The sequence below is a fragment of the Proteus sp. TJ1640 genome (assembly GCF_003144445.1).
GTDB classification, from domain to species: domain Bacteria; phylum Pseudomonadota; class Gammaproteobacteria; order Enterobacterales; family Enterobacteriaceae; genus Proteus; species Proteus penneri.
On sequence record NZ_PENY01000018.1, the window covers coordinates 1 to 26,589 of the forward strand.

Here is a 26,589-nt window from a genome sequence, read left to right on the forward strand (position 1 = left end):
GTGGCTTGTTGTTTGCTCATCGCCGGTCAGTGGATGCGCATTATAGGGAGATCTCGGATTAGCGCAAGTGTTTTTTTAAAATAATTTTCTGTTCGGTCAAAACTCCAACAAGACGTATAAAAACCCCACAAAAAAGATTAAATATCACTCAATTTTGGCAAAATGCGTCGCAAATTCGCTTACTTTATTCCAATCTGTATATTCAATTTCTTTTGTAGGATCCGTTTCACCTTTAGTCATCTTCATAATTAACTGGATCATGACTCTATCAATCCATTTATAGCGAGGATAAAAAAGTGCACCAGCAAATACACCCGTTAACGTTGGCTTCCATGGAGTCTTATCTAGAAACTTACGCATATAAGCATTCGTCTCAGGTGTATTCTTTTCTGCTTTTCTTGCCGTAAGATTAACGCCAAAGAATGCGGACGGCATGCTATTCAATTGAACAAGATGACGAGTGATAAATTTATCGAGAGCTTTATTAAAGTAACCATAACGAATAGAAGCACCCACTAAAACTTTATTATAAGCAGATAAATTTAAACTCTGCTGAACAGAGGTTAAATCTCTCACATCGCATTCATGACCGTGTTGTCTTAATTCATTTGCGATTTGTGTCATTATCTTTTTAGTTTGACCATCAGTACTACAATACAATAATAGCGCGCTCATACATTACTCCTTGTATTAGGTTAATCACGCCAAAACGTTGGGGTAAATAAAACCAATAGTGTGAAAACTTCTAGTCGTCCAAATAACATTGTTACAACCAATATCCATTTTGCCGCTGGATTCATTGTCGTGAAGTTGTCAGCGACAATACCTAATCCAGGACCAAGATTATTTAATGTGGTAGCAATAGCAGAAAATGCAGAGAATTCATCAACGCCTGTCGCTATCAACAACATTAAACTAATAATAAATACCAATGCATAAGCAGAGAAAAATCCCCACACGGCTTCAATAATACGTTCGGGTAATGCTCGGTGACCAAGTTTGATGGTATAAACTGCATTCGGGTGAACAAGACGTTTTAATTCACGATTGCCTTGTAGAAATAAAAGCAAGATACGAATGACTTTCAATCCCCCGCCGGTTGATCCCGCACAACCACCAATAAATGCCGAACATAATAATAGAAGAGGTAAAAATGCAGGCCATTGTGCAAAACTATCCGTGGCAAAGCCCGCTGTTGTCGCCATAGAAACAACTTGGAAAAAGGCCTGATTTATCGTTATCCATCCAGAATCATATACAGAATAAAGCCAAAGAATACCGCTGCAGATAATGACCAATCCCAATTGAATTGAGATAAACATACGAAATTCAGGATCACGCCAATAGATATTTAAACTTCTTCCCGTTAGTACAGCAAAGTGCAAACCAAAGTTACAACCAGAGATCAGAAGGAATACACCAATAATGATGTTAATGGTTGGACTATTAAAATAACCAATACTGGCATCATGAGTAGAAAATCCACCAATCGCAATAGTTGAAAAACTATGAGAAATTGCATCAAACACATCCATGCCTGCAATCCATAATGCTAAAGCACAAATGATCGTTAATAAAACATAGATAAGCCAAAGTGCTTTTGCTGTTTCTGCAATTCGAGGTCGCATTTTATTATCTTTCAATGGCCCCGGCATTTCTGCACGATAGAGCTGCATTCCCCCAACACCTAAAAGAGGAAGAATAGCGACAGCTAAGACAATGATCCCCATCCCCCCTAACCATTGAAGCATTTGTCGATAAAACAAAATAGCTTTAGGTAATGAATCTAGCCCTACAAGCGTTGTGGCACCTGTTGTAGTTAGTCCTGAGAATGATTCAAAAAAGGCATCGGTAATAGAAAGATGAGGTTGTTCAGAAAAGATAAACGGCAATGCCCCAACACTACCCAGTACTGTCCAAAATAAGACAACAATCAAAAAACCTTCTTTAGGTTTAAGCTCACTTTTTTTATGTCGGTTGGGGATCCACAGCATTAACCCAATGATCAACGCTACAATAAATGTTTGGCTAAATGCACGCCCTGCACCATCTCGATATATTAGTGCGACAATACCAGGAATGATCATCGTGACAGAAAATAAGATAACAAGCAGTCCGACAATACGGGTTATTGAACGAAAATGCATTTAGCGATTTCCTTGATAGCAAAGATTATTCATTTTTATCTAACGGGATTAATTGCATACTGCCACGACTTATATCACGTAGTTTAACTTCAACTTCGCCGCTATGCACTGCAGGCAATGAAAGTATAAAAGTAACTTTATCAGTATATTCACTTGAAAGTACTTGCCCATGATATTGTTCAACGACTTGTTCAAGTAATGAAACAAGTGAATATTCACACGCTACACTAAAACGTAACTGTGGCACTTTCGTTTTTGTTGGCAAAAGCTTTAATGCTTGTTGAACGCCACTACCATAAGCTCTAACTAACCCACCGGTTCCTAATTTGATCCCACCGAAATACCGAACAACCACGGCGGTAACTTCTCCCATCCCACTCCCTAAAAGAGGTGCAAGAATAGGTTTCCCCGCCGTACCTGTTGGCTCACCATCATCAGAAAAACCTAACTGTTGTGAATCATCGGGCCTTCCTGCAACAAAAGCCCAACAGTGGTGTCGGGCATCAGGAAATTGCTCTTTGATAGACTGGATATAAGCTTTTGCTGAATCAATACCTTCAGTGTGAGCAATAAATGTAATAAAACGACTCTTCTTTATTTCTTCACTGAATTCTACAGTTTCAGCGGGGATCAAATACGCTTTCATCAGGCTAAGTGTAAGTCTCTGGTCATATTTTCAATTTTGTTATCGTGGATAATAATATTATCTTCAATACGAATGCCACCAAATGGTTTGAAATGCTCAATAAGCTTCCAATTGAAATGAGTACTGTATTTTCCTTCTTTCCAAGGCTCTAATAAAGAATCGATGAAGTAAAATCCAGGTTCAATGGTTAATACCATGCCTGGTTCAACAATACGAGTGCAACGTAAGAATGGATACATTGCAGGAGCCGCTAAATGAGTTCCTTTATCATCTTGCATAAATCCTGCCGCATCATGAACTTGCAGACCTAAAGCATGCCCTAAACCATGAGGTAAAAATGGTGTGGTTAACCCAGCACTTACCATCTCTTCTTCACTCACGCCTTTAACAATACCGTACTTATTAAGTAGCCCAGCAATACGTTGATGCATTTGAACATGGTATTCAGTATAACGCACACCCGCTTTCATTGTTGCAATCAGCGATTGTTGTGCATCATTCATATCTTTAACTAATGAAGTAAATTCATGGTTTTCTTTTGCGCTATAAGTACGAGTTATATCAGCAGCATAACCATTATATTCAGCCCCTGCATCAATAAGGAAACTACGATATTCATCCGGTGATTCATGATCTAATTTTGTGTAATGCAAAACAGCGGCATGTTCATTTAAAGCGACAATATTACCGTAAGGAACATCGGTATCACGATGACCCGTAGCCATTAAATACGCCATATTAATATCAAACTCACTTAATCCCGCTTGAAAAGCTTCTCGAGCGGCAATATGCCCGTTGACAGCCATTTTTTGTGCTTCACGCATACAAGCTAATTCATAACCTGTTTTATAGGCACGATAGTAATGATAATAATCAAGAAGAGATTGCTTGTTGATATTATCAATACTCACACCTAATGATTCTGCTCGCTGTGTATTTGGGCCAATATAAGCGGTATTTTTATTAATATAAGGTGCTAACTCTTTTTGAATATCATCAACATTTTTGAGATGAATTAACTCAATTTCATGCGTCCAATAGCTACTTGGTAAAGCTTCAACACTGTGCCAATAGTCAACAGGAGAATAGAACCATAATTTAGGTTTATTAACGCCATCCGCTAATAACCAACAATGTGGTACATCTGTTACAGGCACCCATGCTTTAAAGTGAGCATTCACTTTAAAAGGATAATCACTGTCATCAAGGAAAACACGGATAGGTTCACCAGAATGAATTAATACAGAATCAAGATGGTGTCTGGATAAAGCATCACGAGTACGATTTTGTAGAGTTTTGATATGTTCTTGGTACAGAGAGAGCAATTTTTCCATTATTAATTACCTTATCTTATTCATTGTTAATGATTCAGCTTAACACGCCAACTCTTTTAGTGGCTAACACCATAACAAAAATAGATTATTAGCGATTTATTTCACTTATTTTTATCAAATAGAGCAACAATATAAAATTCAATAAGTTAAATAATTTCACTGTGATCCCCTTTGCAGTTTTTTAATCAATAATTTGCATTTATTTAACATTGTATTCACACTCTCACTATCTGGTCATACCAGTCTATACTTTTAGGGAGAATACAAATGCTCTATCAAAGCGAAAATATTCAAGTCGATTGGGTGAAACAAGGTATTGTTGAACTCGTTTTTAACGCCAAAGGCTCTATTAATAAATTAGATACCAAAACAGTTGCGATGCTAAGCGAAGCTTTAACCGTATTAGAGGCAACACAAGATCTAAAAGGTGTTATTTTACGTTCTGAAAAACCTGCCTTTATTGTCGGTGCTGACATCACTGAGTTTCTGTCCCTATTTGATGCCCCTGAAGAAGAATTGACTCAGTGGCTACATTTCTCTAATCAGATTTTTAGTCGACTTGAAGACTTACCTGTTCCTACTATTTCCGCTATCAATGGCTATGCACTTGGTGGCGGCTGTGAGTGCGTCCTTGCTACTGATTTTCGTATTGCTTCTCCTGATTTACGTATCGGTTTGCCGGAAACAAAACTGGGGATCATGCCGGGCTTTGGCGGTTCAGTACGTCTTCCTCGTTTGATCGGTGTCGATAATGCATTAGAAATTATTACTACCGGTAAGGATATTGATGCTCAAACAGCACTTCAAAATGGATTAATTCAAGCAATTATTCCTTTAGAAAATTTAAAAGAGAGTGCTATTTCATTAATCGAACAAGCGATTGATGGTCAAATTGATTGGAAAGCAGCACGTCATCCAAAAACAGCGCCATTAAGACTGACAGAGCTTGAACACAAAATGTCTTTCAGTGTGGCTAAAGGTATGGTGATGAAAGTAGCAGGCCCTCACTATCCTGCGCCTATCACCGCAGTAAAAACGATTGAAAAAGCAGCCTTCCTAAATAGAGATGAAGCGCTGGCTCTCGAAACTGAAAACTTTGTTAAGCTCACACGTACTGATGTTGCAAAAGCCTTAGTTGGTATTTTCCTTAATGATCAGTACGTCAAAAATATCACAAAAAAACGGCATGCCGAATTGCCTAAACAGGCTGCTGTATTAGGTGCGGGGATCATGGGCGGTGGGATTTCCTACCAATCTGCCTTAAAAGGTATCCCTGTTGTCATGAAGGATATTAACCAAAAATCCCTTGAGCTGGGAATGAATGAAGCGTTAAGCCTGCTACAAAAACGTCAAGAAAAAGGTCGAATGAGTGCTGTAGATATGGCAAAAACGCTCGCCTCTATTCAACCAACACTAAATTATGCCGCTATCAGCGATGTCGATATTGTGGTTGAAGCCGTTGTTGAAAACCCAAAAGTAAAAGCAACTGTACTTGCTGAAACAGAAGCATTATTAGCCGATAACGCGATCCTTGCTTCCAATACCTCAACGATACCTATCTCATTGCTCGCAAAATCCTTAAAGCGCCCAGAAAATTTCTGTGGTATGCATTTCTTTAATCCTGTCCATCGCATGCCTTTAGTGGAAATTATTAAAGGTGAAAAAACCAGTGAAGAGACCATTAACCGTATTGTGAGTTATGCAAGCAAAATGGGAAAAACACCGATCATCGTTAATGATTGTCCCGGCTTCTTTGTAAACAGAGTCCTTTTTCCTTATTTTGCGGGTTTTTCTCTATTACTAAGAGACGGTGCTGATTTTATTGCTGTTGATAAGGTGATGGAAAAAGTATTTGGTTGGCCAATGGGTCCAGCTTATTTACTTGATGTTGTGGGTATTGATACAGCTAATCATGCTCAAGCTGTTATGGCTCAAGGTTTCCCTGACAGAATGGGGACGATTGAGCGAGATGCTATTGCTCTTTTATATGAGCAACAGCGATATGGTCAGAAAAATAATCATGGTTTCTATAATTACTCTGTTGATAAACGGGGTAAAAAACAGAAATCTGTTGATGGTCAAATTCAAACGCTTATTCAGCAAAATGCAGGCAAAACACAAGAGTTTAGCCAAGACGCAATTATCGCTCGCATGATGATCCCAATGATCAATGAAGTTATTCGTTGTCTAGATGAAGGCATTATTGCTTCACCAGCCGAAGCTGATATCGCACTAGTATATGGCTTAGGCTTCCCTCCTTTCCATGGTGGTGTATTCCGTTACCTCGATACTATTGGAACAGCGAAATTTGTTGCAGATGCACAACAATATGCGTCATTAGGGCCACTCTATCAAATCCCTGAAAGCTTAAAACAAAAAGCGCAACACAACGAAACCTATTATCCAAAACCCGCAAAAGTAGATGTTAACATCAGAGAACTCGCTTAAGGAGAGATGAAATGGAAAAGGTTGTCATAATTGATGGTATTCGTACTCCTATGGGACGCTCTAAAGGCGGTGCTTTTCGCCATGTTAGAGCAGAAAACCTCTCTGCTCACCTGATGCAAGCACTACTAAAACGTAATCCTAATATTAATCCTAATGATATTGGTGATGTAATTTGGGGTTGCGTACAGCAAACCTTAGAACAAGGTTTCAATATTGCACGTAACGCTGCATTATTAGCCGAACTTCCTCATAAAGTGCCGGCTGTCACGGTTAATCGCTTATGTGGTTCATCAATGCAAGCATTACATGATGGCGCTCGCCAAATTATGCTTGGTGATAGCCAAGTGGCATTAATTGGTGGTGTTGAACATATGGGTCATGTGCCAATGACTTATAATGCAGATTTTAATCCATCTCTTAATCTTTCTGTTGCTAAAGCCTCATTTTCCATGGGCTTAACAGCAGAAATGCTAGCAAAGTCATTCCAAATTTCACGCGAAGAGCAAGATAAATTTGCTTATCGCTCACACCATTTAGCCGCGATTGCAACACAGCAAGGCTATTTTGATAATGAGATAGTGGCTATCAATGGTCATGATGCAGCAGGTAATTTCATCAATGTCAAAAATGACGAAGTTATTCGTTATAACCCAAGTCTTGATGATTTAGCACAACTGAAACCTGTATTTGATCCCGCAACAGGCTCTGTAACAGCCGGAAATTCATCCGCAGTTTCGGATGGCGCATCAGCGATGTTTATTACCAGTGAACGTTATGCTAAAGAGCACAATTTAAAGCCTCGAGCTGTTATTCGTGCTATGGCTGTTACAGGGTGTGATCCCGCAATTATGGGTTATGGCCCAGTTCCTGCAACAGAAATCGCATTGAAAAAAGCAGGATTAACATTAGGTGATATTGATATTTTTGAGCTAAATGAAGCTTTTGCCGCACAGTCATTAGCTTGCATGAAGAAAATGAATTTACTCGATAGTATTGATGACAAAATTAATTTAAATGGTGGAGCGATTGCCTTAGGACATCCTTTAGGTTGCTCTGGATCTCGAATAACTACTTCATTATTAAATATTATGGAGCGTAAAGATGCGCAGTTTGGCTTAGCCACAATGTGTATTGGATTAGGACAAGGTATTGCAACGATTATAGAACGTGTTTAATACGGCATTCTGTCTATCCACATTCTTATCGTTGGGAAAGTATTCACTTCGATTGCATGGTTAGAAACCATTTTCCCGCCGTCAGGGGCGGGTTTTTTTATGGTTTTAAAAACGAAAATAATAACAAATGATGGGATATTATCGTTTTATCAGATAAATTCAAAAGCATCACTAAATAAGCGTGTTTTATCTGCATTGCGCTCATTACAAAAACGATCTCTGGCAATTTTAGCCATCTCAAAACGCCCTGCGATGTAAATATCATATTCTGATAAATCGCCAAAATCTTCGCTTATCGCCGTTAATACCGTACCTTTTCGACCTCGCCAATTTTCATCCGGTTGCTCGACTACAGGCACGACCGTTAAAGATGGATACAATTCTGATAATTCTTGTAATTCATTAAGGTCATAGAGGTGAACGCTTTCTCTTCCCCCCCAATAAATCGTAATAGAGCGTTGTGGGTTTTCAGCTAATGCAGCCAATAAAATTGAGTGGGTATAAGAAAATCCCGTACCGCCAGCAATTAATAGTAAAGGACGTTGACTCTCTTTTTTAAACCACGCATTTCCATGAGGAATATCAATGGTAAGCTGCTGTTTTTCTAATATCACATCAAGTACTGCCATCGCATAAAGATTGAGTTCAGACGCACCAATATGAAGTTCAATAAAGTCTTTATTTTCAGGTATAGATGCAATAGAAAAAGGGCGTTTATCACGTTCATCCATAACGGCTAAAAGATATTGCCCAGCCTGAAAATCAAATTCGCCATCGGGTAATAGCCTTACCCGATAAACCGTATCTGTCATCGGCTCAACAAGTGAGACTTTACAATTCAGTATTGCCATGTTGTTCCTCTGTTATTATTTAAGAATATCGAGCTGTTCCCAAATAGTATCGACTCGTTGCTTAACTTCATCAGACATCACAATAGGTCTACCCCATTCTCTATCTGTCTCACCAGGCCATTTGTTGGTCGCATCAAGACCCATTTTTGATCCTAATCCTGAAACAGGTGAAGCGAAGTCGAGATAATCAATAGGCGTATTTTCCATCATAATGGTATCTCTCGCAGGGTCCATTCTGGTCGTGATTGCCCAAATCACGTCTTTCCAATCTCTTGCATTGACATCATCATCGCAAACAATCACAAATTTTGTGTACATAAATTGCCGTAAGTAAGACCAAACCCCCATCATTACGCGTTTAGCATGACCCGCATACTGTTTCTTCATTGTCACAACGGCTAAACGGTAAGAACATCCTTCAGGGGGTAAATAAAAATCTACAATCTCAGGAAACTGTTTTTGTAATATCGGAACAAGCACTTCATTCAATGCAACACCTAATACTGCGGGTTCATCGGGTGGGCGCCCTGTATAGGTGGAGTGATAAATTGCATCTTTACGGCGCGTTAAATGCGTAATGGTAAACACAGGAAAAGAGTCAATCTCATTATAATATCCAGTGTGATCGCCATATGGCCCTTCTGGGGCTAATTCGCCTGGTTCAATGTAACCTTCAAGGATAATCTCAGCACTTGCTGGCACTTCAAGATCATTGGATAGGCATTTTACAACTTCTGATTTATTACCCCGTAATAATCCAGCAAATGCATATTCAGATAATGTATCGGGTACTGGTGTTACGGCACCTAAAATAGTGGCAGGATCAGCTCCTAATGCCACAGATACAGGAAATCGCTCGCCGGGATGTTTTTGACACCATTCTTGAAAATCTAACGCACCACCACGATGCGATAACCAGCGCATAATCACTTTATTTTTACCCAGCACTTGCTGGCGATAAATACCCAGATTTTGGCGCTCTTTTAATGGGCCACGAGTTACCGTTAATCCCCAAGTAATCAAAGGTGCTGCATCTTCAGGCCAACAATGCATAACGGGGATCTTTGTTAAATCAACATCATCACCCGTTAAAACGACTTCCTGACAAGGTGCTTTACTTAAGCGTTTTGTTGGCATATTTAAAACTTGCTTAAATTTAGGTAACTTATCGAAGAGATCACGAAAACCTTTCGGAGGATCAGGCTCTTTTAGAAAAGCTAATAACTTTCCAACTTCGTGTAAGGCTTTAACATCATCTTGCCCCATTCCCATTGCCACACGCTCAGGTGTACCAAATAAGTTACAAAGCACTGGCATATCATACCCTTTAGGATTTTCAAACAACAGTGCTGGCCCACCGGCACGTAAAGTTCTGTCCGCTATTTCGGTCATTTCAAGGTAGGGATCTATTTCATAGGTGATACGTTTTAATTCACCTTTTTCTTCTAGTAATGAAAGGAAATCTCTTAAATCGCGGTATTTCATCATAATCTTACGAGCCAGTGAGTGAAAGAAAAGAGGGACAATGCCCTCTTTGAGACGCTATAAGCTAAACGCATAACTCACTAAAATGCAATGCTTTTTATTTAGTAACATTCACGATACTTATAAACAGCGGAATGGAACCCACTCTGAAAGTAATTTTGTATCAAACTGTTCAGGGAATGTTTTTCCATGTTGGAAGATTTTAAAACCTTCATTTTTAGCGCTGTAATAATGTAATTCTTCACCTTGAATATGTAAGTAACTACCTTCACGGATAGCCACAACAATCTCTTCAGGGTTAATAGCACAAAACTCGGCAATACGCTCATCGCGTGTTTCACCCATATGGCCACTAATAGAAGCATCAATATAATGTGGGTTAATTTGAACAGGGAATAAACCAAGCGATGGCATAATAACAGAGGAACGTACTGGCATATCATTAGTGGTACGAATTGTCGGGGTTGCAACGTTACAACCTGCGCTCCAACCAATATAAGGAATATTACGTTCACGGACAGCTCGTTGAATAGGAACAACTAATCCTTTTTCATGCAACATTTGGTTTAATAACCAAGTATTACCACCGCTAACTAAAATACATTCCGCATTATTGATTGCATCAACTTCTGAGTCGAAATGCTCAATACAAGTCACTTCAATACCTAACACTTCTGATAAATCACGAGCACGTTGGTCATGATCAGAACGAATAACAGCATAGGCAATTAATACAGCAGAACGAATACCACGTTTTTTGATCATGCTATCGATATTATCTTTTGCATAACTTAACCAACGTGGATCCCCGGCAATTTTTCCGTTACTTAATAAAAAAACTTCCATTACAGAACCTCTTTATAATTATGAATAAAATTCTAAGATAATTATCTTGAAAGCTTTTTCTTGTTTTTACCATCACTTTTTTGTCAACTTGTTACCTCTATCTGAGATCCAATTGAAACTAACAAAAATGACCTCTTTTATTGCGTATGAACACAGCTTTTCTATTTTTTTCTAGTATAAGATCGCGTTAAACTATTTTTTATTTAACCTCAATAGATAGCTGTTACCTCAACGATAAATTTGCTATTATTTCGTAAATTAAAATCAACTAACTTATTGTCTCTACTATGAAAAATTGGTACTTGCTGTATTGTAAACGAGGACAAATCCCTCGTGCTATCGAACACTTAGAACGTCAGCAAGTGGGCTGTTTCACACCGATCGTAACCATAGAAAAAATAGTAAGAGGAAAGCGCACTGCGGTAACCGAGCCTCTTTTTCCTAATTACCTTTTTATCGAGTTTGATCCTGAAGTGATCCATACCACGACCATTAACTCAACACGTGGAGTGAGCTCGTTTGTTCGCTTTGGGAAATATCCTGTCACAGTGCCTCAAGATGTGATTGATACACTGCAGATACCTCAGCTTTCTACTCTCTCTTACAGTGAAGAAAATGTACCTCATAGTGGTGATAGTGTGTTAATTACAGAGGGTATTTTTCAAGGGCTCCAAGCTATATATCAAGAGCCTGATGGTGAGGCTCGCTCAATTTTGCTTTTAAATATATTAAATAGCGAAGTGAAAAAATCAGTGAGTAATAAAGAATTTAAAAAAGAGTCCCCCTAAAAAAATTAACCCAGCTATTGCTGGGCTAATATCATATGATTTTAGAAAATTGTTTCTAAAATTATTTTTGTTGCTCTGTTTCAGCTTCCGCCTCTGCTTCTTCAGCTTCTTCTTCAGGTGTTTTTCTTCGGCCATTACCCACATAAAAACGCGATACCATGACACCAATTTCAAACAGTAAGTACATAGGTATTGCTAATAAGGTTTGAGAGAAAACATCTGGAGGTGTCAATACCATACCAACAACAAAGGCACCCACAAGAATATAAGGACGTTTTTTCTTTAACGCATCGGGTGTTGTTACACCACTCCAGCACAGTAAAATAATCGCAATAGGTACTTCAAACGCCGCACCAAACGCCATAAAGAGCGTCATCACGAAGCTGAGATATTTACTGATATCTGGAATAAAGTTAACCCCTTCTGGGGTTGTATTAACAAAGAAACCAAACGCAAGAGGGAACACAACAAAATAAGCAAACGCCATACCGAGATAGAATAATACTGTACTTGAAACAAGTAATGGCAGCATTAAGCGACGTTCGTGTTTATACAATGCTGGTGCGATGAAAGCCCATACCTGATAAAGAATAACAGGTACAGAAGCAAAAACGGATACCATGATTGTCAATTTAATCGGAGTCAAAAATGTAGAGGCAACATCCGTCGCACTCATATTTGACCCTTGTGGCAACTTATCAAGTAATGGAGCCGAGACTAATTGATAGATATCGTTAGAAAAATAAACCAGCGCTAAAAAAACCACAAGAACTGACACCAAGCTATACATCAAACGCTTGCGTAATTCTATTAAATGGCTGATCAGCGGTTGGGTATCATTTACTGCCATGTTTTAATGCTCACCATTGACCTGATCAGTTATTTTTTTCTCTATTGTTACTGGCTGAGTAACAGGAACTTCTGTCTTTGTAACACTTTCTGCCACAGGTTTATGGCGATTAGCATCATCATTAACTTCATTAGCTTCAGCAAGTGCGGCTAAATCAGAAGGTGAAGGTTCCGTAGAGTCGGTTTTTACAGACTGCTCTTTAGTGGGATCTGGCGTTGTAGGTGCTTGATAAGTTTGTTTTAAAGACTGTGCAGCCTCTTTTAACTCATCCATAGACGCCTTCAGCTCTGGTGATAATGTTTGTAAATTCGCTTTCTCTTCAACTTTTTTCAAGCTCTCTTGGAGTTCTTGAAGTTTTAGTTCTTGAGTCAGTTCATTTTGCACATTCGCAGCCAAAGAGCGTAGCGCCCTTACCCAGCCAGCAATTGTTTTTACTGCTACGGGCAAACGTTCTGGCCCCAGAAAAACAAGACCAATCACCATGACCAATAGCAGCTGACTAAAACCAATGTCAAACACGGTTTATACCTGCTCTTTGTTTTTGCTCTCAGTTGTAGACTTCTCTTCTGTTGAAGTCTTCTGCGCTAAATTTTTAGTATCAAAATCTGCGTCGTTATTTGTTTTTTCAGCGTTGTTGGTGTCTTTATCTGCAGCTTCATCACCAATCGCTTTTTTAAAGCCTTTTACTGATGCACCTAAATCTGAGCCCAATGTGCGCAGTTTATTTGTACCAAATAATAAAACAACGATGACAGCAATGATAAGTAATTGCCAAATGCTAATACCGCCCATTTTATGTTCCTCAACTATTTTCGGGGTTATACTTAATAACAGTGCCCATTATATACAACGAATTCAATTTTCGGGAATCTCGAATTCATCTTTTAACTTGCTCAAAGACAAACTTTGATGTGTTTTTATTGTGGATTACCAGATCTAAACCAACCCAAAATCCATGCAAGAAGGCCTAAACTGATAAAAACACTGAATAATGTTTTAAAACCAGAAACAAAAAACAGGCTACCGCATAAAAACAGTGTTGTACCTATACCCAATAAAAATAGAGACTGTCTATGTTTGACTCTTTGCGAACTTATTTGTTCCGTCAATTTATCTAGCGTTAACTTCATATTTTTATGTTGCTTCAGACTATCATAAACCAGCTCTGGTATCTCTGGCATTTTTTCAATCCAGTAAGGCGCTTTACTCTTTATACCATTCACTAAGGCCGTGATACCAATTTGACTATGCAACCAATCTTCTAAAAACGGTTTTGCCGTTTTCCATAAATCCAATTGTGGATATAACTGACGCCCAAGCCCTTCAACATAAAGTAATGTTTTTTGAAGTAAAACTAACTGCGGTTGTACTTCCATATTGAAACGACGTGCGGTATTAAACAGATTAAGTAACACATGTCCAAATGAGATCTCAGACAGAGGTTTTTCAAAAATCGGTTCACATACCGTGCGGATCGCAAATTCAAAATCTTCTACATTGGTATCTGCGGGTACCCAGCCTGAATCAACATGTAATTCTGCAACTTTTCGATAATCACGGTTAAAGAAAGCTAAAAAGTTTTCAGCTAAATAGCGTTTATCTTCTTTATTTAATGAGCCAACGATACCGCAATCAATACCGATATAATATGGATTCTCAGGGTGATCATAACTAATAAACACATTACCTGGATGCATATCTGCATGGAAAAAACTATCTCTAAACACCTGAGTAAAAAAGACTTTTACACCACGCTCCGCAAGAAGTTTCATATTTGTCTTTTGTGCATTCAACGCTTCAATGTCAGAAACGGGAATACCATAAATACGCTCCATGACCATCACGTTTTCATGACAATAATCTGAATACACTTCAGGAATATACAACATCGAGCTATTTTCAAAATTACGACGTAGCTGAATAGCATTTGCAGCTTCACGCAGTAAATTTAGCTCATCAAGTAATGTTTTTTCATATTCGCGGATCACCTCTTTTGGTCGTAAACGACGACCATCAGGTAAAAACGGTAATAAGTTTGCCAAGCGATACATCAAACGGATATCCGCTTTAATCACTGGTTGAATATCGGGACGAATAACCTTGAGCACCACTTCTTTGCCGTTTTCTTTTAATTTTGCAGTATGAACCTGCGCTATAGAAGCAGAAGCCAATGGGGTTTCATCAAAATCATCAAACCATTGGTCAATAGGGCCACCAAATGATTTTTCAATATATTGTCGTGCTTTCTTACCATCAAAAGGAGCAACTTTGTCTTGCAATAAAGCAAGTTGGTCAGCAATTTGAGGAGGAAAGAGATCACGTCGAGTTGATAACATTTGACCTAATTTAATCCAAACAGGCCCTAATGTTTGCAATGCGAGTCGTAAGCGTTCACCTAATGGTTTTTCTGGATGTTGATTTTTGATCCAAAATAGTGCTCGGCATCCTAATCTTGCAGGTAAAGTAATTCGATGCTTAGGAATTAACTCATCAAGCCCATAAGATAAAAATACCTGAATAATATGATAGAGGCGCTTTAACTCACTAAGGAGCATTATTTTTTCTCCAATAAGCCTAACCGTTTTTCCAGCTCGGCGGTTTGCTGTGCAACTTCTTCTATTTCATCATAAAAATGGACGGTTTCTAATGCACTAGGTGCGGTTTTCCACTCTTCAATTAACGCGTCGCGCAAATAATCTTTTTGATGATTTAAGAGTGCAGAAAATAACTGAACGCCCTTTCCTGCAACAACAGTCAGGCTTTGCGCCGCAATGTCACCAATATAAGGTGCTAAATATTGCGCAGGGTCCCACTGCGCCATATCTAATAATGCAGACCAATTTTGGACAACCTGCATATCACCATCAATAGTGATATCGCCACGATTGATTAGTTCTGACATTTTTTGACGGTCACGAAGCTTAATCAAAGTTAATAGTTTTGTTTTTATCAAACAATCAATTTCATCATCCCACTGACTTAACACATCAACTTGTTGTTCACTAAAGACTAAGTAAATGGAACGAGGAAACTCATTGATAGAAAGCGCCAATACTTTGCCCGCAAGGCGATTGCGGGCAGGTTTAAGCACATTTTCCTGATATAAAACATGATTAAGTGCTGTCTCCATGGATGCCGTTAACAGCGGATACAGTACTTGAGAGGCAATATCATGAGAAAAAGTGGCTTTTTCCATCTCAGAATTTAAATCCTTTGTGTAATGCAACTATACCTCCAGTCATATTGGTATAGGTAACTTGATCAAATCCCGCTTCTTCCATCATACCTTTTAATGTTTCTTGGTCTGGATGCATGCGAATTGACTCAGTTAAATAACGGTAACTTTCAGCATCATTTACAATCACTTGACCAATTTTGGGTAGGATATGGAAAGAGTAAGCGTCATAAATCTTGCTTAAAGGTTCAAGTACAGGTTTAGAAAACTCCAGCACCAGCAGGCGTCCACCTGGCTTTAATACACGAAACATTGAACGTAAAGCTTTTGCCTTATCGGTCACATTACGTAAGCCAAAGGAGATAGTGATACAATCAAAATGGTTGTCAGGGAAAGGTAATTCTTCAGCATTCGCTTGTACGTAGTTAACATTACCCACAATACCGTGATCGCGTAGCTTCTCACGTCCCATTTTCAACATTGAGTCATTAATATCAGCTAAAACCACTTCCCCATTTTCACCCACAAGACGAGAGAATTTAGCCGTTAAATCACCAGTACCGCCCGCAAGATCAAGAACGCGTTGGTTACGTCTTACACCACTAGCTTCAATGGTATAACGTTTCCAAATCCGGTGAACACCAAATGACATCAAGTCATTCATTAAATCATATTTAGACGCGACAGAGTGAAAAACTCTTGCAACCATGGTTTGTTTATCATCTTTGTCAACGGTTTGGAAACCAAAATCTGTTGTTTCCTTCGTTTGTTGAGTCATATTATTTGCCCGCTAATTAATCAAAATTTAGTAAATTTAGTACTGGTCGTTTTCAGAAGTCTTTATCTCTTTATTTTATCAAATCAATCAGATGCTGATTTTTCAATGAGATCATTATCAATCGTTTTTTTTATCTCAACCCCTAAGGATTTAAAGCCTTCCGCTTGACTGATAAGATTTCCACGACCTTCAGAGAGTTTTTTCATCGCTAATAGATAGCCAGACTGCGCTTTTTGAATACTGTTTCCTAGCCCTTGCATATCATCAACGAAAAGTCTTAATTTGTCATACATTTTAGCCGCTCTGTCTGCAATTTCTTGCGCATTTTGACTTTGATATTCATATCGCCACAATGCAGCTATTGTACGCAAAGCAACAAGTAAAGTAGATGGCCCAACTAACATAATATTGTTTTTCAATGCTTCTTCTAACAAGTCAGGAGAATGACCAATTGCAACAAGATAAGCTGGCTCTATGGGTATAAACATTAAAACATAGTCTAAAGACGTTACACCCGGTAGTTTATGATAATCTTTTACACTCAATCCTTTAATATGCGCTTTAATTGAGTTCACATGCGCATAAAGCGCTTGTTTACGTTCACTATCGTTATCACTACTAAAATACTTTTCATATGCCACCAGCGACATTTTAGCGTCGATAATGACATCTCTGCCATGAGGTAAGTGCACAATAACGTCAGGTTGATAGCGACCGCCATTTTCATGGCGAATACTCACCTGCGTTTCAAACTCATGACCTTCACGTAATCCCGAAGACTCTAATATACGCGCTAATACCGTTTCACCCCAATTACCTTGGACTTTATTGTCCCCTTTTAAGGCATTTGTTAGGTTCACCGCTTCTTGTGCCATTTTGACATTTAATTGTTGAAGCTGGCGAATTTCATGAACCAAAGTATGCCGCTCTCTCGCTTCTTGCCCAAAACCATCTTGAACTTGTCGTCGAAAGCTTTCGAGTTGTTCACGAAATGGTGAAAGTAAATGTGTTAATCCTTGGCGATTTAACTCTTCAGCTTTACGCCCACTCTGTTCGAAAATACGATTAGCTAAGTTCTCAAACTGTGTAGCAAGCCGTTGTTCACTATTAATTAATAATCGCTGTTTTTCCTCTGCGGATATTCGGCTTTCTTCCCAACGAGTTGTCACTTCTCTTAATTCAGCTTCTTGAGAGGTAATAATTTCTCTCTGAGCGCGTAATTCTTGTTCTAGCTGTTCTATATGTTGTTGTAAAGATGGGATAATCACCGCCTTTTCTTGGGCGATAGCAAGCTGTGTATGATTTTCACGTAGCATGGTTTCTTTATCGGATAAACGTTGTTGGATAGACCACCAAACCAGCGCCCCCCCAACAAGTACCCCACCTAATAAACCAATGATCCCATATAACAACTGAATATCCACTAAAGTGACCTTTTTACTTTCCAGCGGGCTACGTTAAAACGCATAGATAATATTGTCTAGCAACAATTTATATCATGACTTGATTTGCGATAAAGGACGCAGTTATCCGATCCATTTCGCAAGCCATTGCAAACCAAAAGCACCGGGCGCCAAAATACCAAAAGCCCAAATCATGGCTGATGTTAAATTAGCTATTTGAAAATAACGTTGTGGCATCGCACAAATACCGGCAACTAACGGGACAATTGCACGAAAAGGTCCAAAAAATCGTCCAATAAACACCCCCCAAATCCCCCATCGATTAAAGAATTGATGACCTCTAACCAATGTTTGTGGTGAACGTGAAATTGGCCACAAATTTCTTACCCCCTCTTTATAGTGAAACCCTACCCAGTACGATACCCAATCACCAAAGAAAGCCCCTAACGCAGCAGCTAGCCAAATCGGCCAGAAAAACAGACCACTCTCACCAATTAAGGCGCCTAATCCCAATAAAATAACTGTGGCAGGAATAAGCAAAGAGATAAACGCGAGTGACTCACCAAAAGCAAGAAAAAACACGATTGGAATAGCCCAAACTTCGTGCTCTTTTACAAAAAGAGTGATGGTATGAATAATGTCTTGTACTGTCAAAATAGACGACCTTATATTCGGTTAACCTAAATAATATTAACCGAATATAAATCACTTTATCATTCGAGAAAATAATTTTGTAGGGTATCTCGGCTAGCAGCATCTAAACCGATATCTTTTTCTAGCCAAGTATCAACATTACCATAATGCTGATTAATACTGGCCAATGCCGTTTGCAGAAACTCTTCTTGTACTGAGTAAACATAGGCAAATTTATCAACAATGTTATCACTCATTGTTTTAGCATGTTCTTCTAAAAGATAGGCGCGATAAGGCGCTAATGTTTCATTAGTAAGCAAGTAATCTTCCATCACCACATCTAAAGATGCACCAAGAGCAAATAACACTAAAGCAGAGCCAACACCTGTTCTGTCTTTGCCTACCGCACAGTGTTGCACAACCCCCCCTTTTTCAGGCTGCTTTAATAACATAGCTAATTGTTTGTAGGCAGGATTATTAATAGGTAATAATTTATATAGCTGAAACATAAAGGCTTTAGCATCAAATTGCTCAAGTATTTCAGGTGTCAACTTTTCAAGGTTTGCAGAAACTTCTTTGGATAATGGGTTTGCAGGAGCATGATAATATTGCGCGCCTTCCCAGACACGGTCTGGTTTATCAACGATTTCCCCACTATCACGATAATCAATGATTTGAAAAAGATTTTTGTCAATGAGCAGAGATTGGTCAGTATTGGTTAATCTATCCAGTGAGCCAGAGCGAAAGAGCATTCCGGGTTTAATAACACCACCGTTACTCAATTTTTTACCGCCTAAATCACGAAAGTTAATTCCGCCGACTAAAGGCAACACCGAAGGATGTGTTTGTAAGATATCAGTCATAATGCCTCTTCTCATTATTGTATTGTTAAGACCTCAAAGACCTTAACAGAAATTAGTGTCTGTTAATACATTAACGTGATGAATTACCATACAAAAAAAGCCCTTAACACCAGAGTATTAAGGGCTTTTATATTTGATTAAAAAAACTTATTTCATTAAAGCACGAGCGGCTTCGATAACGATACCTAGCGCATTATTTTCAGTTTTCTTCAGTAATTCCGCATCTGGAATTTCTTGTTGAGTACGGTTTACGATAACACCCGCAACCATACCTGCACGTAAACCTTGGCTTGCACACATTGTTAGTAATGTTGCAGATTCCATTTCATAGTTCATAACGCCCATTTCTTGCCACTCTTTCATAGAGCCTTTGAAACGGCGAACAACGCGACCAGTATAGGTGTCGTAACGTTCTTGTCCTGGATAGAATGTATCTGAAGATGCAGTAACACCTACGTGAACAGTTGAGCCATTGTCTTTAGCCGCTTTATACAGTGCGTTCATACATTCAAAATCAGAAACAGCAGGGAATTCCATTGGTGCGAAATGCAAGCTTGCACCATCTAAACGAACTGCAGCAGTCGTCACAAGAATATCACCGACATTGATATGTTCTTGAATTGCACCAGTTGTACCAATACGCAAGAAAGTGCGGATACCTAGCTGTGCTAATTCTTCAACGGCGATAGAGGTAGATGGACCACCAATACCTGTTGAACAGACAATAACAGCTTTGCCATCAATTTCGCCACGCCACGACGTGTATTCACGTAAAGAAGCCAGATGAACTGGGTTATCCATTAATTTTGCAATTTTTTCAACACGCTTCGGATCACCGGGAACAATTGCTAAAGTGGCACCCTGTAGGTCATTTTTGGTTAAACCTAAGTGAAATACATCAGACATATCGGACTCCTCAATGGGACAAAACCAATCTTCATTAAATTAAAAGCTACTGTATCAGTTTTACAGACCTTTTTAGTGACCAAAATCACCTATAAGGCACCGAGCAAAGTAACAATTTCATAAAAATGTGAATACAATCACGAAAAATGACATTAAAAATACATTCTCAGTAAATACATTATCAATATTCGCTCACTTCAATCATTAACTAAAACAAACATTCATCTCATCAGTATAGACGAGGCAAATACCTTAAGGCACATATACTCAATACAAATAAATATCCTCGCGAACATCTACTCTAAATAATTCAAGGTGTAGCTAGGCGACAAATGAATGAGTCGCTAGGAACATACAATAGTATGTGACTAGTGCGAATGAGTGCAGTCAACAACGCTACAACTTGAAGTATGACGAGTAGCTAGGAGCATACATAAGTATGTGACTACTGCGAATGAATGTAGTCAACAACGCTACAACTTGAAGTATGACGAGTAGCTAGGAGCATACATAAGTATGTGACTACTGCGAATGAATGTAGTCAACAACGCTACAACTTGAAGTATGACGAGTCGCTTGAAGTATAACGAGTATAGCGCGTACACTACCCGCCCTTAAAACAAACATCTTAATGTGACAAACACCTGTCACTGGAGTAAACATGAGCTTATTTAACCAAATTGCAAGCCTATTGGGTGGCGAAAAAATCAATCAATATAAAACGGTCCTCGACTGGGTTGAGTCTCAAGGTGGCATTGAAGGCTTAATAAAGCAATTTGATACAGCGGGTTTAAGTGAGCTTATTCAATCTTGGATAAGTACAAATACAAATTTACCTATCAGTGCTGAACAAATCGTAGCGGTTTTTTCATCACCTGTTATTAATGAACTTGCGTCAAAAATTAATTTAAGTGCAACTGAAGCCTCTGAAATGGCGGCACAATACCTACCTAAATTAATTGATAAAGTCACGCCAGATGGCGTTGTGCCTAAAGACTTAGATTTAGTCAGTGCGGGGATGGATATTTTGAAAGCGAAAATTTTCGGTGGCTAAATAAATACGCTATTTTAATGCGTTTTCCCTTACAAGCCCCCATAAGAGAGAACGCATCATATTTTTAATCATCAAAATTGATTACAGCAAACCCTCTTCAATCAACGCTTCATGAAAACGTTGCTTCTCTTCTGGCGTTGCTTGAATACGTTCTAAAGGCACATCCAAAGCATAAGGGATATTCTGTTGTGGTGAATAAACGGCTAATACGTAGGTGTTTCCATTTTGCTCAATCACAATAGGCGGTGTTTTCTTATTCCCTGAATAAGTAATACGAATATCTTTACCCTCTAAATTAAGATGATAAGTGGCAATAAATTGCTTATTACTTACAACCACCTTCGCAGGAACAGCGATTAATTTTAAAGGCTGAGTGCCCACGGATAATAATGCTTTTCTCACTTTACTCGTCAGTATTTGACGATAAATAAAAAATATCACGCAAAAACCAAATAATCCGACAAAAATAATCGTGCTAATTAAACGAAGCCAAATATTATCTATCGCCACATCAACGGTCATTTTAGTCAGATCGTTTTCATCCGCAACGGGTTCAACCAATATATCTTTATTACCAAAATCAAGAAAAGTAAAATTACGTGAAACCTCGTTACCTTCATACCGTAAATCAACACTACAATTAGTTAAAATAAATAGTTTTGAACGACAAGTACCATCAACATCAGCATTAATAAATACGGGATTTTTGCTAATTTGGTAATCATAAACAATATTAGGAATTTGATAAGCACTAAATACAGTCAATGCTAACATCACAATCACTAAAAATAAGGTGCGGAATAGTCCACCATCGCCTCTTAGTGGAACTAATTTCAAAGGCCGAGTTGGAAAAGCATCTAATATTTTATCCGAAAGTTGAATGCTCGTTTGCACAATAATTATATCCATAAATTAGAGAATTTTTTGCAGTATAACAACTCTCTAGAATATCAATAATAAGATTTGCTCCTAGTTTTAATTAATACTCTTTTTTATTTATATAAAATTAGCCTGCTATTTGGATAGTGTGACTTTTTATCAAAGTAACCATTCAAAAATAACAGGCTAACAGGTAATTATTTTATTATGCGTTCTGACGTAAATATTTAGCAGCTTCAACCATATTTGCTAATGCTGCACGTGTTTCAGGCCAGCCTCGTGTTTTTAATCCACAGTCTGGATTTACCCATAAACGCTCTGCAGGAATACGTGATTGCGCTTTTCTTAATAATCCCACAATCCACTCTACATTTGGCACGTTAGGCGAGTGAATATCATAAACACCTGGCCCAATTTCATTTGGGTAATCAAAGTGTTCAAAGGCTTCTAAAAGCTCCATATCTGAACGTGATGTCTCAATAGTAATCACATCTGCATCCAAGGCCGCGATAGATCCCATGATGTCGTTAAACTCGCAATAACACATATGTGTGTGGATTTGTGTTTCATCATCAGCAACAGCGGCACTTAATTTAAAAGCATCGACTGCCCAGTCAAGATAAGCCTGCCACTCATTACGACGTAATGGTAATCCTTCACGTAATGCTGGCTCATCAATTTGAATAATACCAATACCTGCTTTTTGTAAATCATCCACTTCATCACGCAGTGCTAACGCGATCTGTTTTGCAATGGTTTCACGCGTCACATCCTCACGAGGGAACGACCAACATAAAATTGTCACAGGGCCTGTTAACATGCCTTTGACTGGCTTTTCAGTTAATGATTGTGCGTAAGTTGCCCAATCCACGGTAATAGGGGCTGGGCGACTAATATCACCGATAATCACTGGTGGTTTTACACAACGTGAACCATAGCTTTGTACCCAGCCATTTTGCGTAAACACATAACCATCAAAATGCTCACCAAAATACTCTACCATGTCGTTACGTTCAGCTTCACCATGAACTAATACGTCGAGGCCTAGGTTTTCTTGCTCCGTTATCGCTTGCTTAATATGCTCACTGATATTTGTGCGATAAGCAGCCGTATCGATACGCCCTTTCTTAAAATCAAGGCGCACAGTACGAATTTCTGTTGTTTGTGGGAATGAGCCAATTGTGGTGGTTGGCCATAATGGCAAATTAAACCGTGCACGTTGTATTTCTGCGCGTTGGGTATAAGGTGAATTTCTTTCACTGTCTTGCGCTTCAATTGCCTGTAAACGAGCTTCAACTTTTGCATTATGTACACGGGTTGAGTGCTGACGTTGACGAATTGGTGCACTGTACTGTGCCAATTGATCATCATACTCGCCTTCGGGCGCATTTAGTGCCTTAGCCAACAAAGCGACTTCTTCACATTTCTGAACAGCAAAAGCAAACCAGCTTTTTACTTCATCATCAAGTTTCGTTTCTACATTTAAATCAATTGGGCTATGCAGTAATGAACAGGATGTTCCGATCCACAAAGGACGTTTACCTTTGAGCGCAATCACTTGCTGATAACGTGCACTTAAATCAGCTTTCCAAACATTTCGACCATTAATGGCACCTAATGACAGCACCCAATCTTTGGGTAATACTTGATGTAAGTGCTGCAAATCATCTTGCCCTGCTGAAATATCAACATGAAGCCCATTAACAGGTAAATTTTTAATAATATCAAGATGATGAGAAATACCATCAAAATAGGTCGTCAGCAGTAATTTAACTTTCCCTGTTAATGTTTGATAAGCTGTTTGATACGCATTTTGCCATTCAACAGGTAAATCCAGTACTAAAGCCGGCTCATCAATTTGCACCCACTCAATACCTTTCTCTTTTAATGCAGAAATAACTTGTTGATAGATAGGTAAAATATCTTTCAATAGCGTTAATCTATCAAATTCAGGGCCTTTTACTTTACCTAACCACAAGTAAGTCACAGGACCGAGTAAAACGGGTTTTATTTTATGACCCAATGCTAATGCTTCATCGACTTCTTCTAGTAGCTCTTTCCATGCAAAGGTAAATGACTGTCCTTGCTGAAATTCAGGTACGATATAGTGATAGTTAGTATTAAACCATTTCGTCATTTCAGATGCCGCAACAGGTTTACCTGTTGGCGCACTACCACGAGCGACTCTAAATAGGGTATCAAGATCGAGTGAACCATCTTCATTACGATGACGAGGTGGCACGTTGCCTAACAATAGACTTGTTCCTAATACTTGGTCATACCAAGCAAAATCACCAACAGGTAATAATTCAACACCCGCATCTGCTTGTTTTTGCCAGTGACGAGCACGAAGTTCTTTACCAACAGCGATAAGTTCTTCTTGTGAAATCTTGCCTGCCCAATAATTTTCTTGTGCTTTTTTTAGCTCTCTATCTAAGCCAATACGAGGGAAACCCAGTGTGTGATTGCGAATTGTCATAATTAAAATCCTGTTTTTAGCCGTCTAGATGTTTACACATCCATAATCTACAGGTAGTGTATAAATCACAAGCGCAAATTTTTCATCAACAACTTGAAGGTTTCTCATGATAGAAATAAAACACTTAAAAACGATATTGGCACTAAAGCACACAGGCTCTCTTGCCAATGCAGCAAATCAATTGCATCAAACACAATCTGCCCTTTCGCATCAATTCAGTGAATTAGAGCATCGTCTTGGTTATCGAATTTTTGTGCGTAAAAGCCAACCACTGCGTTTCACGCCTCAAGGAGATGTGTTGGTTAAATTAGCCGAAGAAGTATTGCCTATCGTTCGTAGAGCACTCGATACGTGTAATGAACCTGGGAGTGTGAATTTGAATATTGCGATTGAATGCCACAGTTGTATTCAATGGTTAACACCTGCATTACAGCAATATCGCCAAACATGGCCTGAAGTCAATGTCGATTTCCATTCGGGGGTTACGTTTGATCCACAACCTGCATTACTACAACGTGAATTAGATGTCGTGCTAACTTCTGATATTTTAGATGATGCACGTTTACACTACACGCCGCTATTTGACTATGAAGTGAAATTAGTTTTATCGCCCGATCACCCTCTTGCTAATCGCTTACATATTCAGCCACAAGATTTAATTGCAGAAACCTTATTTATTTATCCTGTGCAAAGAGAACGCTTTGATGTATGGCGTCATTTTTTACAACCTGCGGGGATCACACCACATTTTAAACATGTCGATAATACGCTGTTGTTAATTCAAATGGTTGCTGCCGGTATGGGAATTGCTGCATTACCTCATTGGGCTGTTGAGAATTTTGAGAAACAAGGATTAGTAGTGACAAAAACATTAGGCGAGGGATTATGGAGCCGATTATATGCCGCTAACCGTCTTGGAGAGCAACATCAACCGGCAATTAGAGAGTTTATTCGCTTATCAGGCCAGCATGCTGTTAACAATCTTCCTTTTGTAAAACAGGTCGGTGTATCCAGCGTCGATGGATCCAAAGTGATGCAACAATCAGGCTCGCGCCTATGATGAAACTTGGCCAATTTGGATGTTGCTGCCAAATAGAAAAATTCACTAATAATCCTGCTGGAACCATCATGTTATTCATAATAGCTAAGGTTCCAGCATCAACTTGTGTGGCACCATAGTTCCACATGAAATACCCTATTCCAGAAGCGCCAATTCCTAACCAGAGTAAAACACCCCATTGTAGTGATGTTGTTGGCATTTTCTGCCAATCTGCAAAACACAATGCACCAACCAATGAAACAGCAACAGCACCAAGATAAAACCAAGAAAACGCATGATGTTGTGGAATTGGATGTACTTCCATTAATCGTTTATAACCCACTTGACCAATAGCAAAGAAAATATTAGCAAGTTGCACTAATAACAATCCATACCAAAAATCATCACTTAAATGATCATAGCGAATTATTGCCGCACCTAATACTGCTAATAATGAGCTAAATGCATAACCCCAACGTAATTTCTGACGCTCTAATAAATCATAAATTAACGTGACATAAAGCGGTGTTAATACAGTAAACAGTAAAAATTCTGCGACGGTCAAATAGTTATAAGCATGGAAGACAAACAGATACATAATGCCGAGTTGGCAGGCTCCCACACTCATATAAAGCAAAATCACCTTAAAACGAATTCCCTTCCAACGTAAGAAAGGCAAGAAGACCAAAGCAGCCAAAGAAACGCGGATAAGAACAGAGAGCCAACTATCAACCTGACCCGCGAGATACTCGCCGATCAGGCTAAAAGAGGCTGCCCATAACAGTGTTGTAATAATGAGCAACCACATAA

Annotated in this window: 25 protein-coding genes; 5 read left to right on the plus strand and 20 right to left on the minus strand. The window is 38.9% G+C overall.

Annotation, left to right across the window (positions count from 1 at the left end; translation table 11 throughout):
- Positions 1-144: 144 nt before the first annotated feature.
- From hemG to pepQ, 4 genes are read right to left on the minus strand one after another with little or no spacing between them, the layout of a single operon-like run.
- On the minus strand, positions 145-675 hold the full coding sequence (hemG, locus tag DK861_RS06210; RefSeq protein ID WP_072064490.1) for a menaquinone-dependent protoporphyrinogen IX dehydrogenase: 531 nt from the start codon (positions 673-675) through the stop codon (positions 145-147).
- A gap of 20 nt (positions 676-695) precedes the next feature.
- A complete protein-coding gene (gene trkH, locus DK861_RS06215; RefSeq protein ID WP_072064491.1) occupies positions 696-2,147 on the minus strand; it encodes a Trk system potassium transporter TrkH in 1,452 nt (483 codons plus the stop codon).
- A 25-nt stretch (positions 2,148-2,172) separates the two neighbouring features.
- The gene (locus DK861_RS06220) at positions 2,173-2,793 is read right to left on the minus strand and encodes an IMPACT family protein (protein WP_109399583.1); all 621 of its coding nucleotides are present in this window, start codon (positions 2,791-2,793) and stop codon (positions 2,173-2,175) included.
- Positions 2,793-4,127 (minus strand): Xaa-Pro dipeptidase, encoded by a 1,335-nt coding sequence (gene pepQ, locus DK861_RS06225; protein ID WP_072064492.1) that lies wholly within the window; start codon positions 4,125-4,127, stop codon positions 2,793-2,795. The genes DK861_RS06220 and pepQ overlap by 1 nt, the downstream gene beginning before the upstream one ends.
- 267 nt (positions 4,128-4,394) lie before the next feature.
- Between pepQ and fadB the strand changes: the two genes are divergently transcribed.
- Complete coding sequence (fadB, locus tag DK861_RS06230) at positions 4,395-6,575, plus strand: fatty acid oxidation complex subunit alpha FadB (RefSeq protein WP_109399584.1); 2,181 nt, start codon at positions 4,395-4,397, stop codon at positions 6,573-6,575.
- 11 nt (positions 6,576-6,586) lie between these two features.
- Positions 6,587-7,750 (plus strand): acetyl-CoA C-acyltransferase FadA, encoded by a 1,164-nt coding sequence (gene fadA / locus DK861_RS06235; RefSeq protein ID WP_109399585.1) that lies wholly within the window; start codon positions 6,587-6,589, stop codon positions 7,748-7,750.
- 149 nt (positions 7,751-7,899) lie between these two features.
- On the opposite strand, the gene fre is transcribed toward fadA, so the two are convergent.
- The 3 genes from fre to pepE all read right to left on the minus strand — a co-directional run bounded on the left by fre (position 7,900) and on the right by pepE (position 10,932).
- Positions 7,900-8,601 (minus strand): NAD(P)H-flavin reductase, encoded by a 702-nt coding sequence (gene fre, locus DK861_RS06240; protein WP_109399586.1) that lies wholly within the window; start codon positions 8,599-8,601, stop codon positions 7,900-7,902.
- Positions 8,602-8,616: 15 nt separating this feature from the next.
- On the minus strand, positions 8,617-10,086 hold the full coding sequence (gene ubiD, locus DK861_RS06245) for a 4-hydroxy-3-polyprenylbenzoate decarboxylase (RefSeq protein ID WP_036914642.1): 1,470 nt from the start codon (positions 10,084-10,086) through the stop codon (positions 8,617-8,619).
- Between the two features lie 120 nt (positions 10,087-10,206).
- Entirely contained in the window at positions 10,207-10,932 is a 726-nt protein-coding gene (gene pepE, locus DK861_RS06250) for a dipeptidase PepE (RefSeq protein WP_006535545.1), read from the minus strand.
- Positions 10,933-11,219: 287 nt separating this feature from the next.
- On the opposite strand from pepE, the gene rfaH reads away from it, so the two are divergent.
- Entirely contained in the window at positions 11,220-11,720 is a 501-nt protein-coding gene (rfaH, locus tag DK861_RS06255; RefSeq protein ID WP_109399587.1) for a transcription/translation regulatory transformer protein RfaH, read from the plus strand.
- Positions 11,721-11,781: 61 nt separating this feature from the next.
- Here the strand turns inward: rfaH and tatC are convergent, their stop codons facing one another.
- From tatC to udp, 10 genes are all read right to left on the minus strand, one after another.
- The gene (tatC, locus tag DK861_RS06260; protein ID WP_072064497.1) at positions 11,782-12,570 is read right to left on the minus strand and encodes a Sec-independent protein translocase subunit TatC; all 789 of its coding nucleotides are present in this window, start codon (positions 12,568-12,570) and stop codon (positions 11,782-11,784) included.
- 3 nt (positions 12,571-12,573) lie between these two features.
- On the minus strand, positions 12,574-13,089 hold the full coding sequence (gene tatB / locus DK861_RS06265) for a Sec-independent protein translocase protein TatB (RefSeq protein WP_109399588.1): 516 nt from the start codon (positions 13,087-13,089) through the stop codon (positions 12,574-12,576).
- 3 nt (positions 13,090-13,092) lie between these two features.
- Complete coding sequence (tatA, locus tag DK861_RS06270) at positions 13,093-13,362, minus strand: twin-arginine translocase TatA/TatE family subunit (protein ID WP_006535549.1); 270 nt, start codon at positions 13,360-13,362, stop codon at positions 13,093-13,095.
- A gap of 125 nt (positions 13,363-13,487) precedes the next feature.
- A complete protein-coding gene (ubiB, locus tag DK861_RS06275; RefSeq protein ID WP_109399589.1) occupies positions 13,488-15,125 on the minus strand; it encodes a ubiquinone biosynthesis regulatory protein kinase UbiB in 1,638 nt (545 codons plus the stop codon).
- Positions 15,125-15,766, minus strand: a complete 642-nt coding sequence (locus DK861_RS06280; RefSeq protein WP_006535553.1) for an SCP2 domain-containing protein — start codon at positions 15,764-15,766, stop codon at positions 15,125-15,127. The genes ubiB and DK861_RS06280 overlap by 1 nt, the downstream gene beginning before the upstream one ends.
- Position 15,767: 1 nt before the next feature.
- Complete coding sequence (gene ubiE / locus DK861_RS06285; protein WP_006535554.1) at positions 15,768-16,523, minus strand: bifunctional demethylmenaquinone methyltransferase/2-methoxy-6-polyprenyl-1,4-benzoquinol methylase UbiE; 756 nt, start codon at positions 16,521-16,523, stop codon at positions 15,768-15,770.
- A gap of 83 nt (positions 16,524-16,606) precedes the next feature.
- Positions 16,607-17,947, minus strand: coding sequence for a DNA recombination protein RmuC (gene rmuC, locus DK861_RS06290; protein WP_109399590.1), 1,341 nt, complete (start codon positions 17,945-17,947; stop codon positions 16,607-16,609).
- A 102-nt stretch (positions 17,948-18,049) separates the two neighbouring features.
- Positions 18,050-18,580: a DedA family protein gene (locus DK861_RS06295; RefSeq protein ID WP_072064501.1), complete on the minus strand. Its 531-nt coding sequence runs from the start codon at positions 18,578-18,580 to the stop codon at positions 18,050-18,052.
- 59 nt (positions 18,581-18,639) lie between these two features.
- Positions 18,640-19,422 carry a tyrosine-protein phosphatase gene (locus tag DK861_RS06300; protein WP_109399591.1) on the minus strand — a complete coding sequence of 261 codons (783 nt, stop codon included), beginning with the start codon at positions 19,420-19,422 and terminating at the stop codon, positions 18,640-18,642.
- 147 nt (positions 19,423-19,569) lie between these two features.
- A complete protein-coding gene (udp, locus tag DK861_RS06305; protein WP_006535559.1) occupies positions 19,570-20,328 on the minus strand; it encodes a uridine phosphorylase in 759 nt (252 codons plus the stop codon).
- Between the two features lie 661 nt (positions 20,329-20,989).
- Between udp and DK861_RS06310 the strand changes: the two genes are divergently transcribed.
- Positions 20,990-21,382: a YidB family protein gene (locus DK861_RS06310; protein ID WP_006535560.1), complete on the plus strand. Its 393-nt coding sequence runs from the start codon at positions 20,990-20,992 to the stop codon at positions 21,380-21,382.
- 81 nt (positions 21,383-21,463) lie between these two features.
- On the opposite strand, the gene DK861_RS06315 is transcribed toward DK861_RS06310, so the two are convergent.
- Positions 21,464-22,291 (minus strand): hypothetical protein, encoded by an 828-nt coding sequence (locus DK861_RS06315; protein WP_109399592.1) that lies wholly within the window; start codon positions 22,289-22,291, stop codon positions 21,464-21,466.
- A 175-nt stretch (positions 22,292-22,466) separates the two neighbouring features.
- Positions 22,467-24,740 (minus strand): 5-methyltetrahydropteroyltriglutamate--homocysteine S-methyltransferase, encoded by a 2,274-nt coding sequence (gene metE, locus DK861_RS06320; protein WP_109399593.1) that lies wholly within the window; start codon positions 24,738-24,740, stop codon positions 22,467-22,469.
- Positions 24,741-24,846: 106 nt separating this feature from the next.
- On the opposite strand from metE, the gene metR reads away from it, so the two are divergent.
- The gene (gene metR / locus DK861_RS06325) at positions 24,847-25,800 is read left to right on the plus strand and encodes an HTH-type transcriptional regulator MetR (RefSeq protein ID WP_109399594.1); all 954 of its coding nucleotides are present in this window, start codon (positions 24,847-24,849) and stop codon (positions 25,798-25,800) included.
- On the opposite strand, the gene DK861_RS06330 is transcribed toward metR, so the two are convergent.
- A complete protein-coding gene (locus DK861_RS06330) occupies positions 25,715-26,587 on the minus strand; it encodes a carboxylate/amino acid/amine transporter (RefSeq protein WP_109399595.1) in 873 nt (290 codons plus the stop codon). The two genes, metR and DK861_RS06330, sit on opposite strands and share 86 nt — an antisense overlap.
- Positions 26,588-26,589 lie beyond the last annotated feature (2 nt).

Coding starts and splice junctions, on each gene's coding strand:
- hemG (WP_072064490.1), bottom strand. CDS start 675: ATGAGCGCGCTATTATTGTATTGTAGTACTGATGGTCAAACTAAAAAG.
- trkH (WP_072064491.1), bottom strand. CDS start 2,147: ATGCATTTTCGTTCAATAACCCGTATTGTCGGACTGCTTGTTATCTTA.
- DK861_RS06220 (WP_109399583.1), bottom strand. CDS start 2,793: ATGAAAGCGTATTTGATCCCCGCTGAAACTGTAGAATTCAGTGAAGAA.
- pepQ (WP_072064492.1), bottom strand. CDS start 4,127: ATGGAAAAATTGCTCTCTCTGTACCAAGAACATATCAAAACTCTACAA.
- fadB (WP_109399584.1), top strand. CDS start 4,395: ATGCTCTATCAAAGCGAAAATATTCAAGTCGATTGGGTGAAACAAGGT.
- fadA (WP_109399585.1), top strand. CDS start 6,587: ATGGAAAAGGTTGTCATAATTGATGGTATTCGTACTCCTATGGGACGC.
- fre (WP_109399586.1), bottom strand. CDS start 8,601: ATGGCAATACTGAATTGTAAAGTCTCACTTGTTGAGCCGATGACAGAT.
- ubiD (WP_036914642.1), bottom strand. CDS start 10,086: ATGAAATACCGCGATTTAAGAGATTTCCTTTCATTACTAGAAGAAAAA.
- pepE (WP_006535545.1), bottom strand. CDS start 10,932: ATGGAAGTTTTTTTATTAAGTAACGGAAAAATTGCCGGGGATCCACGT.
- rfaH (WP_109399587.1), top strand. CDS start 11,220: ATGAAAAATTGGTACTTGCTGTATTGTAAACGAGGACAAATCCCTCGT.
- tatC (WP_072064497.1), bottom strand. CDS start 12,570: ATGGCAGTAAATGATACCCAACCGCTGATCAGCCATTTAATAGAATTA.
- tatA (WP_006535549.1), bottom strand. CDS start 13,362: ATGGGCGGTATTAGCATTTGGCAATTACTTATCATTGCTGTCATCGTT.
- ubiB (WP_109399589.1), bottom strand. CDS start 15,125: ATGCTCCTTAGTGAGTTAAAGCGCCTCTATCATATTATTCAGGTATTT.
- DK861_RS06280 (WP_006535553.1), bottom strand. CDS start 15,766: ATGGAAAAAGCCACTTTTTCTCATGATATTGCCTCTCAAGTACTGTAT.
- ubiE (WP_006535554.1), bottom strand. CDS start 16,523: ATGACTCAACAAACGAAGGAAACAACAGATTTTGGTTTCCAAACCGTT.
- DK861_RS06300 (WP_109399591.1), bottom strand. CDS start 19,422: ATGACTGATATCTTACAAACACATCCTTCGGTGTTGCCTTTAGTCGGC.
- udp (WP_006535559.1), bottom strand. CDS start 20,328: ATGTCTGATGTATTTCACTTAGGTTTAACCAAAAATGACCTACAGGGT.
- DK861_RS06310 (WP_006535560.1), top strand. CDS start 20,990: ATGAGCTTATTTAACCAAATTGCAAGCCTATTGGGTGGCGAAAAAATC.
- DK861_RS06315 (WP_109399592.1), bottom strand. CDS start 22,291: ATGGATATAATTATTGTGCAAACGAGCATTCAACTTTCGGATAAAATA.
- metE (WP_109399593.1), bottom strand. CDS start 24,740: ATGACAATTCGCAATCACACACTGGGTTTCCCTCGTATTGGCTTAGAT.
- metR (WP_109399594.1), top strand. CDS start 24,847: ATGATAGAAATAAAACACTTAAAAACGATATTGGCACTAAAGCACACA.
- DK861_RS06330 (WP_109399595.1), bottom strand. CDS start 26,587: ATGTGGTTGCTCATTATTACAACACTGTTATGGGCAGCCTCTTTTAGC.